At 38.0% G+C, this 12,473-nt stretch carries 9 protein-coding genes; all 9 read right to left on the minus strand.

Features of this window, described 5'->3' with window-relative positions; genetic code table 11:
- Positions 1 to 103: 103 nt before the first annotated feature.
- Positions 104 to 1,621, minus strand: a complete 1,518-nt coding sequence (ppx, locus tag QKW49_RS08415) for an exopolyphosphatase (protein ID WP_282867104.1) — start codon at positions 1,619 to 1,621, stop codon at positions 104 to 106.
- 2 nt (positions 1,622 to 1,623) lie between these two features.
- A complete protein-coding gene (locus tag QKW49_RS08420) occupies positions 1,624 to 3,768 on the minus strand; it encodes an RNA degradosome polyphosphate kinase (protein ID WP_282867105.1) in 2,145 nt (714 codons plus the stop codon).
- Positions 3,761 to 5,326 (minus strand): HD domain-containing protein, encoded by a 1,566-nt coding sequence (locus QKW49_RS08425; RefSeq protein WP_282867106.1) that lies wholly within the window; start codon positions 5,324 to 5,326, stop codon positions 3,761 to 3,763. The genes QKW49_RS08420 and QKW49_RS08425 overlap by 8 nt, the downstream gene beginning before the upstream one ends.
- Positions 5,327 to 5,432: 106 nt before the next feature.
- Complete coding sequence (locus QKW49_RS08430) at positions 5,433 to 5,747, minus strand: YbjQ family protein (protein ID WP_282867107.1); 315 nt, start codon at positions 5,745 to 5,747, stop codon at positions 5,433 to 5,435.
- 274 nt (positions 5,748 to 6,021) lie between these two features.
- The gene (locus QKW49_RS08435; protein WP_282867108.1) at positions 6,022 to 7,140 is read right to left on the minus strand and encodes a DUF5808 domain-containing protein; all 1,119 of its coding nucleotides are present in this window, start codon (positions 7,138 to 7,140) and stop codon (positions 6,022 to 6,024) included.
- The gene (locus tag QKW49_RS08440) at positions 7,137 to 7,532 is read right to left on the minus strand and encodes a GntR family transcriptional regulator (protein WP_282867109.1); all 396 of its coding nucleotides are present in this window, start codon (positions 7,530 to 7,532) and stop codon (positions 7,137 to 7,139) included. Before QKW49_RS08440 ends, QKW49_RS08435 begins: the two co-directional genes overlap by 4 nt.
- A 135-nt stretch (positions 7,533 to 7,667) precedes the next feature.
- Positions 7,668 to 9,932, minus strand: coding sequence for a ribonuclease R (rnr, locus tag QKW49_RS08445; RefSeq protein ID WP_282867110.1), 2,265 nt, complete (start codon positions 9,930 to 9,932; stop codon positions 7,668 to 7,670).
- 426 nt (positions 9,933 to 10,358) lie between these two features.
- On the minus strand, positions 10,359 to 10,589 hold the full coding sequence (secG, locus tag QKW49_RS08450; RefSeq protein ID WP_282867111.1) for a preprotein translocase subunit SecG: 231 nt from the start codon (positions 10,587 to 10,589) through the stop codon (positions 10,359 to 10,361).
- A 271-nt stretch (positions 10,590 to 10,860) separates the two neighbouring features.
- Positions 10,861 to 12,180, minus strand: a complete 1,320-nt coding sequence (gene eno, locus QKW49_RS08455) for a phosphopyruvate hydratase (RefSeq protein WP_282867112.1) — start codon at positions 12,178 to 12,180, stop codon at positions 10,861 to 10,863.
- Between the last annotated feature and the right edge of the window lie 293 nt (positions 12,181 to 12,473).

A 12,473-nucleotide genomic window follows, 5' to 3' on the forward strand; every position in this document is an offset into this window, starting at 1 on the left:
GTCTGCCCGAGAATACATTGTTACCTACATTAGGGCAGACACAAGGCCTGCCCCTACGATATTCGTATGATTGACAAAAACAAAGCCGGAATAAATCCGGCTTTTACACGATATATAATTTTTTACCAAACAGCTTTACGAAAGTTTTATCACTTTTCATCGCTGCTGCAATTTCCAGCTCAGGTGTGCTGCTGGATTTGAGCATCATTTGAATGCTGTCCTCCGTTATATAACAGATAATATCTTCAACACTTCCGTATTCGTCCCTATCCAGCTTTTCCGCTATCCTAGTAATCAGCGCCAGTTTCTTAATGGTTTCGTAATCATTCTTATCTATCACTGCATTATATTCTTTCCAATCCTGCTTAAATTCTTCATTTTCATGCATGGCCACTATAAATGCACACATGACCAATTCTCTGTTTGTGAGACCGTTGATACGTGAATTGAGTACCAAATAAAAACCATGTTTATGATGATTATAATAGTCCACATACATCCCCACATCATGCAGCAGTGCACCGGCGCATAAGAGCATTCTCTCTTTCTCTCCCATACCGTGCAGTTCCTTTAACTGGTCAAAAAGAGATAGCGCCAGCTTCAGCACATGCTTTCCGTGGGTGGTATTAACATCATAATTATCTAAAATATTATTAATACTGTGAATCAGTACATCATCAACAATCTCATCATCCTTGCTGCAAGCTATGAGATAATTTTTATAAAATACCCCTTCCCTCAAGCCATTGCCACTGATGATTAGACGTTCCGATTTAAGATACTCCATTAGCACTTTTACCGGAACAAGTCCTGCCGCGATAATATCTGCCCGATCCTTTCCGACACCCGGGATACTCTTCCTATCCTCAAGCTTCACTTTGGTCACTCGGTCATATGCGGCCAATACATCACCTATCGTCATTCTATAATTATGCAAACTGTCTAAAGGGAATTTAATCTTTTTCTTATCAATTTTAGCCAGTGTTCTGATAGATCCTCCCAGTCCTACCACCGGAATGCCCTGCATCTGGTGCAGCCAGTCAACGGCAGCATACTGTTCACGCATAAATTCTTCAAGTTTCTGAAGAATATCAGCGGTTATAACATCTTGCGTTGAAAATTGCTCGGTCAGTACAACTGCTCCAAAGGGCAGGCTTATGACATCTTTCATCCTGCGGTTTTCAATACGTACCAATTCGGTACTGGCTCCACCGGTATCGATGATAATGCAATCATCGATATTTATAGTATTGATGACGCCTAGATAATCGTAGTACCCTTCCTGCTCACCGGGGATCACTTCAAACTCAAAGCCTGTCTCATACTTTACCTTATCCAGGAAAAAAAGTTGGTTGGCAGCTTTCCGCACCGCAGCGGTTGCAATGGTAAATGTTTCATCAACATGATGTACTTCAATAAGCTTCTTAAAAAGCTTTAATGCACTGATTGTCCGCTTAATGGCCATTGGCTTTAGCGTACTTTCTTCTCCCATGCCTTCGCTTAATCTTACCATTTCTTTTGCCTGGTCAATCATTTTGTATGAACCGTCATCAAATATTTTCATAATAATCATACGAATAGAGTTTGAACCCAAATCAATAATTGCAAACTTCTTACTCAATTTTATTCCACCTTTGTATATAATTCATCCTCTGAAGTAATTGGCTCAAAAACTGATTTTGTCTGTTCTTTATTATACCGCTTTACCTCTTCCAAGGCAAGGCTGCAGAATAATTCTTGTGAGTTAAGAAGCTTCTTCCCTCTTTTATCCACCTTTTTATATTTTCCGTCCGAATACAGTATCCGAGCTTTTGCATTGTCGGATAAGGATATATTTAGAATGTCAATCACTCTATCTTTTATCCTTGTGTCTTCCAGCGGGAATAGAAGTTCAACCCTTCTATCAAGGTTTCTTGGCATCCAGTCGGCACTGGAAAGAAATATATCTTCTCTTCCGTCGTTATAAAAATAATAAATCCGGCTGTGCTCCAAAAATCTTCCTACAATGCTGCGTACTGTAATATTTCTGCTCACTGACTCCAAACCTGGCTTGAGGCAGCAAATGCCTCTTATGATCAAGTCGATTTTTACGCCGGCGGCTGAAGCCTTGTACAATGCCATAATAATTTCAGGGTCCACCAATGAGTTCATTTTTGCGATGATTCGTGCTTTTCTGCCGGCTAAAGCATGGTTTGTTTCATTTTCAATGAGATCCATAAATTTATTCCTCAGCCCCAATGGTGCGACCTCCAGCTTATACCATTCGGGAGGCTCAGAATATCCGGATAACATATTAAAAACAGCTGAAGCATCGGCACCATAATATTCATTGCTGGTAAACATTCCTGAATCAGTGTAAAACCTCGCTGTCACATCATTGTAATTTCCAGTACCAAGATGTACATATCTTTTGATGCCGTCTTCTTCTTTCCTAACAACAAGTGCTATTTTACTGTGCGTTTTTAAGCCCACTAACCCGTAAATGACATGGCAGCCTGCTTGTTCCAATCTCTTCGCCCATTGAATATTATTCTCTTCATCAAATCTTGCTTTTACTTCTACCAATACCGTTACCTGTTTTCCTCTTTCAGCCGCTTCTGCTAAAGCTTTTACGATAGGAGAGTCTCCGCTCACTCTGTATAACGTCTGTTTAATGGCAAGTACTTTAGGGTCTTGAGCTGCCTTTTGAATAAATCCTACCACAGAGTCAAAAGATTCATAAGGATGATGAAGAAAAATATCCTGGTTTGCAATGACACTAAAGATATCTTCTTGCCCCAACAAATCTTTTGGTATCTGCGGCTGATGGGAAGGATATTTAAACTGTTCAAAACCTTCAAGGGAATACATCTTCATGATAAATGCTAAATCCAACGGTCCATTGATGTAATAAATATCCCCGCGGTGTATCTCAAGAGCCTCTGTTAGAATCGCCACTAATCTGTCATCCATATCATGACTTACTTCCAGTCTGATAGCTGCTCCCCATTTCCTCTTTTTTAATGATTTTTCAATTTCCATCAATAAGTCTTCCGCTTCGTCTTCTTCTATGCTTAAATCCGCATTTCTTGTAATTCTATATGGATAATCGCAAACCACACGATGCCCGGAAAATAAACGATGAATATAAATACTGATGACTTCCTCTAATAAAATAAATACTTTCTTATCATCAGTAGTGCCAGGGAGCTCCACCATCCGGGGAAGTACCGCCGGCACTTGTACCGTTGCAAATATATATTCCTTTTCACATTCCTTATCTTGGATCAGAACTGCCAGATTCACACTCTTATTTAGAATAAGAGGGAACGGCCTGCTGGAATCAACTGCCATTGGCGTTAATACCGGGTATATCTCATTCGTAAAGTATTCCTCCAAATAACATTTCTGCTCTGCCGTCAGATGATCCCGATACACCATCCGTATGCCGCTTCTCTTCAGCCGTGGAAGAATGGACCTATTAAAAGTATTGTATATATCATCCACCATCTTATGCGTACGAAGCGATATTCTTTTTAATTGCTCTTTAGGCGTATATCCAGCTGGGTCTGGCTTATTAAAACCTGCATTCACCTGATCTTTCAACGATGCTACCCTGATCATGAAGAATTCATCCATGTTTGAATTGACAATAGCCAAAAACTTTATTCGTTCAAATAAAGGATTATTCCTGTCTTTTGCTTCTTCTAAAACCCTTTCATTAAACTCCAGCCAGCTTAGTTCCCTATTGATAAAAAATTCGGATTTGCTAAAATCTATCTCATTCATGACTGATCTTCCTTTTCACTTTTAGTATAGGTGTGACACCGAAAACTTCTTGGAAAAATTCCGCTTTTGTTTCAAAAGTCCATTCTTCCAATAGCGCATCTTCAACTGCATCTACTCGTATAATTACCCGTTTTTCTTCAAGCTGAACCTTCATATCTTTTAATTTCTGCTTATGGCTTCTATCCAGTGCATCCGCCAATCTGATGATTGCAACCAGCTTGGCAACGATAATCCTGGTTTTTTCATCCAGCTTTTGATAGTTCTCATGGGTATAGTGAGGGACTACTCTGCTGTGATATCTTGCCACATTGGCGATGACTGTAAGACTTTCCTTTGAAATCCCGATCAAATCAGAAGCCATGATAATCTCATAGGAATGAATATAATGTTGATTCATATCGATAAATTTACCCGTGTCATGTAAAATCGCCGCCAACTGCAGCAATAATCTTTCCTCATGTCCCAGCCCGTGCAGCTTGCTCAGTTCATCAAAAAGAAATAGTGCTTTCACTTCTACATCCTCTGCATGGGCCTGGTCATAGCGATACCTTTTAGATATGAATCTTGCAGAAGAGATGATATCCTGCTCAAAAACTTTTTTTCGGTTTGTATTAAAACATTTGTCTGTAATATCCGATATAATACCATCAGATAAAGAAACCAAAGGAACATGTATCCCTTTTGCCGCAGTCATATCCATAAATTTTTTAAAAAGCATCATAGACGGCAGCAAAATATCCGCTCTCTCAAAGCTTATCCCATATTCTTTTGTAATAGAATGGGTGGACTTATACATCAACTTTTTATATACACTTTCAAAATCTTCTTTTCTAATAGATGCTAGAGAATGATGTTTGCCTCCATGGTTGCAAAGTTTACTGATGGTCTTTATTTCACCTCCTAAAGCTATAAAATGCTTGTATGTATCCTGCGATTGAAATATTTTTAGCCGGTCAATATTACTGGCAATGTATTCCTCAAGAATCCTAGGAAAATTCAATGTTCTTCCCTCAATACTTGATAAGACTTCCCGTATCCTTAATGATCCTAACTTAATGTTTTGACTGAATACAAGACTTCCCTCACTGTAAATAGAAACTTGAATACTACCGGAACCGATATCTAAAATCATAGCACCTTCATCTTTGATTTTCTGATAGTTAGGTATTTTCTCATCAATGGACTTATAGGTTAAGAATCTCTCCTCCGAATTACTAATTACATCCATATTTAGTCCTGTTTTTAATTTAATCTGATCAATAATATAATCTCTGTTTTTAGCTTCTCGAATTGCACTGGTTGCAACAGCTCTATATGTCTTAATATGATAATCGCTCATCAATCGTTTAAATCCTTTTAATATTTCACATGTCTCATCAACAGTCTCAAAGCTGACCTTTCCCATGGCAAAAGTATCTTTTCCAAGTGAAATAGGCTGCCGTAGTACTTCCAGCAGCCTTATTCTTTTCCCTTCTTCCACTTCCGCAACTTTCATCCTTAAAGCATGAGACCCGACATCAATTCCTGCGATAATTTCATCTTTCCTTTTTTTGCTCATGTAAAATCCCCCGATGTATGGTTATATATATTATTTTGAAAATTATAGCACAATTTATGTCTTTTTTTGTTAAGTTTGTGTAAAAAAACGCATCATTTGCTAATCGTTATTTCTTAAACTTTACCGCTGTTCCATAAACAAGTATTTCCGCAGCACCCTGCATGACAGAACTTGACGAATATCTGATATTGATAATCCCATCGGCTCCAAGCTTTTCGGCTTCTTCTATCATCCGTTTTGTGGCAATTGCCCTTGCTTCATTCAACATTTCCGCGTAAGATTTGAGTTCTCCTCCTACCAACGTCTTTAAACCGGACATAATATCTTTTCCTAAGTGCTTTGATTGAATTGTAGCACCTCTCACCAATGAAAGGGTCTCAAGCTCTTTGCCTGTAATAAAATCCGTATTTACTAATATCATCTTGAATCCTCCTTATTATCGCTGCGCCATGAGCGCGGCTCCGTTTTTAATATTTATAATTCAATAGTGGAGAGGAAAGAATCTCATCACTATCTGCTCCCCACTCCTCACTAAATATCACTTATATAAGTTGAATTAAACATTTGAGTCGGAACGGCACAGGGGCCGTTCCCTACATAGAACACCAAATTCTATTCATACATGATTTACAATTCGTAGGGAACGCCCCCCGTGGCGTTCCGTTGACTTGCAATATCCAATTATTTAATTCAACTTATATAGATAAAAATTTTGATACATAAGTGATTAATATTATTATTACCACAAAAGCTGCAATCATCACCCACGACATGGGTCTGGCAAAGTTATTTGTCCATCCTACACCAAATCTTTTCTCAACAAAGACAGCAGGGTCATCAGGATTGTAATAAAACATACCAAATTTCCAATATTTATCATCATCCCTGTTAACAGCTCCATTGGATTCATCCTTTTTCACATTCACCCTGCTGCCGCCTTGACCGGTTGTAATGGATAGCACAATCGCAGAAATAACGATACCCAGTACCATCACCATAGGCACCATCGTAATGATCCAAATGTTTCTTACGACTCCCAGCATAGATAGTTGAGTAAAACCAAAAAGCACTACCATTGCAAATCCCATAAAAACTAAAAAAGCAGACCATCTGTAGCGAAATATTCTATTCTGCTCGATAGATCTTTGCGGGTGTGCCGCGTCTACTTGCTGCTTTGCCTTTCCTATGGTCCAATATATAAACATCATTAAACCGGTAATAAATATTTGCATGAATGGTGCAAAAAGAAGAAGCTTATATGACTTTTCAGCCCATCTTGTTACTTCACCACTCAAACTGTAATTCATAGGAACTTTATCCGGCATAATATCGTACAGATACAAACCTATTGCCATAGTGGCCGCTATTGTAATCAAATGCAATAAAAACCACCATGGTGATACACGTACCTTTTTCTTCCGGAATTCTGTATCAATCACTACCCTTTGTAATTTACTTTCTATCCACATGTTTTTCTCTTTCAATGCTTTCATCTTTTTATGCCCTCTAACATAAAAGATAAACATCAGTCCGATTTCAACAAACACTCCTGCCGGAAGAACAATTGCACTTACCGTACTATTCATGTTAAGTACTGCTAAGAGTATTGCTATCGCTATAAGACCTCCGTACAATACAACACTATTCCTATAATTATCCCTGATCTTTTTTACTTGAGCATCATGATAGATATGTTCAGGTATGCTTACGCCAAAACCTTCTGTTTTGCGCGTAATATAAGGGGTTATCCCAAAAATCAATAACAACGGAATATAACAAATGATAAATGTTATTATAATCATAAATACTCTCATGATTTAGCTTCTCCCTTCTTTAAATCTTCAAAGATATCTTTACACATCTGGGTAAACTCTTTTTTAGTCATTCCCCTGCAATATGCTTCAACAATCATAGGTCTCAGATCATTATGAATCTGCTGGACATATTCCTTTGTAACCCTAGGCAGCATATCAGGATTTACTACTACTCCTTTTTGTCTGTGTACCAGTAAGAAACCATCCTGCTTTAAAATATTATATGTTTTATTTACCGTATGCATATTAATTCCAATGTCTTCTGCAAGCTGTCTGACTGAAGGCAATGCATCACCGGGCTTCAGCTGCCCAGTAGCTATACCTTCAATAATTTGTGCTCTTAGTTGTACATAAATTGGTATATCCGCTTGTAAATCCAAACTTATTAACACCTTTTCACCTCATTATTATATATAGAGTATCTGTTATATTTATAATATAACAGATACTCTATATTGTCAATCAGTCTAAAGAAAAAAGATGAAGTTGGATTATTTTAACTTGTCCAGCTTCATCTTTTTTCTTTACTACTTGCGTCTTCTTTTTTTAGCTTTTGCCTTATCTTTTATTTTATTAGGCTTATTAGGTTTTTTAGTCCTTCCTTTTGCCGGTTTGTTTTTTTCTACAGTTGTATCGGTTATAAAATTCTGAGTATCATCCTCTGTAGTCCCGTTCTCATCATCAATCACAATAAAATCGATTTGCCGGGTGGCTACATCAGCTCGTACTAATTTCACTTTCAGCATATCGCCAATTTTATAAACTTTTTTCTTATTTTCTCCTATCAAGCTGTAGTGCTTATCATCATATATATAGTAATCATCTTCCAGGCTGCTTACACGTACAAGGCCTTCAATAGTATTATCCAATTCAACAAACATCCCGAATGATGTCACACTGGAAATAACACCTTCAAATTCTTCCCCCACCTGATCTTTCATATATTCTGCTTTTTTCAAGTCCTCTGTTTCCCGTTCCGCTTCTTGCGCCGCGATTTCCCGCTCGGAGGACTGCTTAGCCGCTTCCTGGACAAAGGTTTTGAGATACTTTTCTCTGTCAGGTTGAATTCCTTTTCGTATGCTCTCCTTAATGATTCTATGAATCACAAGGTCAGGATATCTTCTAATGGGCGAAGTGAAGTGACAATAATACTTGGCTGCCAGTCCGAAGTGCCCCAAATTTTCATGGGAGTATTTCGCTTTCATCAACGAACGCAGCATGATGGTACTAATGATTCTTTCTTCTTTTTTTCCTTTAATCTTACCCAGCAATTGCTGCAATGTCTTAGGATGCAGCTTTGCGATACCTTTTAAATGATATCCCAAATTATATAATAAGGTATTGAAGTTTTCTATCTTCTCCGGGTCCGGGTCCTCATGAACCCTGTATACAAAAGGACTGTTTGCCCAGAACATATTCTCTGCAACGGTTTCATTACACACCAGCATAAATTCTTCAATGATTTTATTTGAGATCGTAATTTCATACTTTTTTATTTCGACCGGCTTTCCCATTTCATTTAATATGATCTTCGCTTCAGGAAAATCAAAATCTATACTTCCCCTGTCGATTCTTTTCTGTCTTAAAATGAGTGCCAATTCTTTCATTAACTTAAACTCATCAATTAAATCCTTATATCTTTCCAGTAAATCCGGATCTTCATCCTCAAGAATTTTGGTTACATTGGAATATGTCATTCTCTCTTTTGTCTTGATTACGCTATCAAATATTTCATAATCTACGACTCTTCCTGTGCTATCAATTTGCATAAATACCGACAGCGTAAGTCTTTCTATCTGGGGATTAAGACTGCATATGCCGTTGGAAAGTTTTTTAGGCAGCATAGGAATAACCCGATCCACCAGATATACACTGGTTGCTCTTTTAAATGCTTCTTTATCTAACGGGCTGTTTTCTGTTACATAATGACTGACATCGGCAATATGTACTCCCAGCTTATAATTTCCATTATCCAACTTTTCTATCGACACAGCATCATCTAAATCCTTTGCATCTTCTCCATCTATGGTAACTATTTTTAAATGCCTCAAATCCCGGCGCTTTGGAATCTCAGCCTCTTGGACCGTATCCGACACACCTTCAGCCTGCCTTATTACATCGTCGGGAAATTCTTCGCTTAAATTAAACTGCTTGATGACTGATAAAATATCTGTCCCGGGATCATCTTTGTGACCTAGTATTTCAATAATCTTCCCCTCGGGATTTCGTCTTGCTTCCGGCCATCGCGTAACTTTCACAATTACTTTTTGACCAGCCTTGGCACCGTTAAACTCATCCTTTGGTATGAAAACATCCTGCGATATTTTTTTGTCGTCCGCTACAACAAAACCAAAGTATTTGCTGTTTTCAAAAGTCCCTACAATGGTCTCGTTGGCTCTTTTTAATATCCGTATGATTTCGCCCTCTGCTCTTTTTCCTTCAATAATGGCACGGGTATATCTCGCGATTACCCTATCATTATGCATGGCACCATTCGCTTCCTCTAGAGGTACAAATAGGTCCGCTATTGTATCGTCGTCAGGTATGACAAACCCGAATCCTCTTTCATTGCCTTGGAAACGTCCGACGATCAGGCCCATACGTTCAGTAGCTCCATATTTTTTCTTCTTCGTCTTAATAATACAACCTTCTGCTTCAAGATCATCCATAATGCTGAGAAAATCACCCATTTCTTCTCTTGGAATATCTAAAACAGAAACTAATTCTTCAATTAAAAGAGGCTTATAAGCATCTTCTCTCATGAAGGCCAATATTTTTTCCTTTTGTGTCATGTCAAATCACGTCCTTTATTAAAGTTCAGAGTATAGAATATATGATGCTATTCACCAAATGTAATATACTGAGTTTATTATATAGTATTATTCTACCCATTATTTCTATAAAAAAACAGTTCATAGGCCTGTAACATTGAAAACTATGAACCTTGAACTGTTAATTTTAAAACTATAGGGCATGTGAAAAAGTGCTTAATTGGTCAGTCGCAAAGCACGGGGACGGAGCTTCAGCTTCACCAAAACCAGGTGCAGCAGTAGCTCCGTCCCCATCCTTCACTCCTTCTACGTGCTAAACCGAACTTTTTCAATGGTTTCGGACAGGCGCCGCCCAAGTTCAATTTTCTCTATGTGCTTAATTCCACTTTATCACAGTCTCGTATAAAAAACAAAAACATCCTTAACAGGATGTTTTGATTCATACAATTATTGAAGTAGTGCCAGAACCAGTGATGTTAAAATAAATACAATCGCAGCTATCGATGTCCACTTACTTAACATGGAATCTATTGTTCTTCCTTTATTCTTTCCGAAGAAGGTTTCTGCACCGCCTGCAATAGAACCGGATAAACCTGCACTTTTTCCTGACTGCAATAAAACAATAGCAATTAAAGCAACAGCAACAATTATATGTATAATTGTTATAAATATAGCCATCCTTACACCTCCCGAATCGTTAACAGATTTATTTTATCACATTCCTATAACTTGTACAATCATTTTTTGATATTTACTGTAATATAAATAGCCAAGTTTAGAATTATAATTTTCAACTTATATCACCAAGTTCTTGTAGGGGCGGACAGGGTCGTCCACCCCTACAATAGAAAATACATAGACATATTTTTAAAGTTCTTAATATAAAAAGAGAGCAAGGTTTAGGAATATTTTTACTCCCTACACCCCACTCCCCGCTAAACACTATCTATTATACATTCTTTAAGTTGAACCAAGCTTTTAATCCAGGATATTGTGCAACATCGTCCAATTCTTCTTCAATTCTTAGTAACTGGTTGTATTTTGCAACACGGTCAGTTCTTGAAGGAGCTCCGGTCTTGATTTGTCCTGAATTAGTAGCTACTGCGATATCAGCAATAGTTGCATCTTCTGTTTCCCCGGATCTATGGGAAGTAACAGCAGTGTATCCAGCTCTATTTGCCATTTCAATAGCTTCAAGTGTTTCAGTTAGAGTACCGATCTGATTAACCTTGATGAGGATGGAATTACCAACGCCCATTTTAATACCTCTTTCAAGTCTTTCAGTGTTTGTAACAAAGAGATCGTCTCCAACCAACTGCATCTTGTCTCCAAGTGCTTCAGTAAGCATCTTCCAACCTTCCCAATCTTCTTCAGCTACACCATCTTCAAGAGAAATAATTGGGTATTTTGATGCCAAGTCAGCCCAGTAATCAATCATTTCCTGTTTGGACTTCATGATATCGGACTTCCAGAAATAATAGCTTCCTTCTTGTCCTTTTGCTTTTGCTTCTTCGTACATTTCGGTAGAAGCAGCGTCGATTGCGATTCTGAAATCGTCTCCTGGCTTGTAACCAGCTTTTTCTACAGCTTCTATGATGACTTGAATAGCTTCTTCATCACTCTTTAAGTTAGGAGCGAATCCGCCTTCATCACCAACTGCTGTGCTGTAACCTTTTGAACTTAATACTTTTTTCAAGTTGTGGAATACTTCCGCACACATTTGCAGTGCTGATTTGAAAGAAGCAGCACCAACAGGCATAATCATGAATTCTTGGATGTTTACGCTGTTGTCCGCATGCTTACCACCGTTGATGATGTTCATCATTGGAACCGGTAGAGTTTTTGCGTTTACACCACCGATATATTGATAGAGGCTTACTCCAAGAGCTTCAGCAGCTGCTTTTGCACAAGCAAGGGATACCCCTAATATTGCATTGGCACCTAATTTTCCTTTATTTGGAGTACCATCAAGAGAGATCATTGTTTTGTCAATAGCAACCTGATCTAATACATTCATACCGATGACAGCTTCTGCAATCTCATTGTTTACATTTTCTACTGCTTTCTGTACGCCTCTTCCAAGGTATCTATCCTTGTCACCATCTCTTAATTCCACTGCTTCGAAAGCACCTGTGGATGCACCGGACGGTACCGCTGCTCTTCCAACATAACCTCCTTCTACTACTACTTCAACTTCAACTGTAGGATTCCCTCTGGAATCGATAATTTCCCTTGCAAAAACATCTTGAATTTCAATATACTGTTTCATTTAAATTTTCTCCTTTCGTAATATGTATTTAAAGTGGTGCGAGGAAAGACTATTACCGGAAACAAATTACCCAGCACTTAAATTCCATCTACCTAACAACCACCACTTATTCGCATTAAAAATATTACCATATAATTATTGATTTGTATACTATAATAAACTGTGAATGTTAAATATACATTAAGTAAATAAAAATCTCTACTTATTATATACGTCACACTAAGTATATTACATACTTGTTCAAAAATGTAACACGGGGACGGTTCTCCTGTCACCCAAAATCGTTGTGACAT

This window comes from Petroclostridium sp. X23 (genome assembly GCF_030013905.1).
Taxonomy (GTDB): domain Bacteria; phylum Bacillota; class Clostridia; order SK-Y3; family SK-Y3; genus X23.

What these genes read in the sequence shown, in the direction of transcription:
- rnr (WP_282867110.1), bottom strand. Translation starts at nt 9,932, where the DNA reads ATGACACAAAAGGAAAAAATATTGGCCTTCATGAGAGAAGATGCTTAT.
- QKW49_RS08430 (WP_282867107.1), bottom strand. Translation starts at nt 5,747, where the DNA reads ATGATATTAGTAAATACGGATTTTATTACAGGCAAAGAGCTTGAGACC.
- QKW49_RS08435 (WP_282867108.1), bottom strand. Translation starts at nt 7,140, where the DNA reads ATGAGAGTATTTATGATTATAATAACATTTATCATTTGTTATATTCCG.
- QKW49_RS08425 (WP_282867106.1), bottom strand. Translation starts at nt 5,326, where the DNA reads ATGAGCAAAAAAAGGAAAGATGAAATTATCGCAGGAATTGATGTCGGG.
- QKW49_RS08420 (WP_282867105.1), bottom strand. Translation starts at nt 3,768, where the DNA reads ATGAATGAGATAGATTTTAGCAAATCCGAATTTTTTATCAATAGGGAA.
- eno (WP_282867112.1), bottom strand. Translation starts at nt 12,180, where the DNA reads ATGAAACAGTATATTGAAATTCAAGATGTTTTTGCAAGGGAAATTATC.
- secG (WP_282867111.1), bottom strand. Translation starts at nt 10,589, where the DNA reads ATGGCTATATTTATAACAATTATACATATAATTGTTGCTGTTGCTTTA.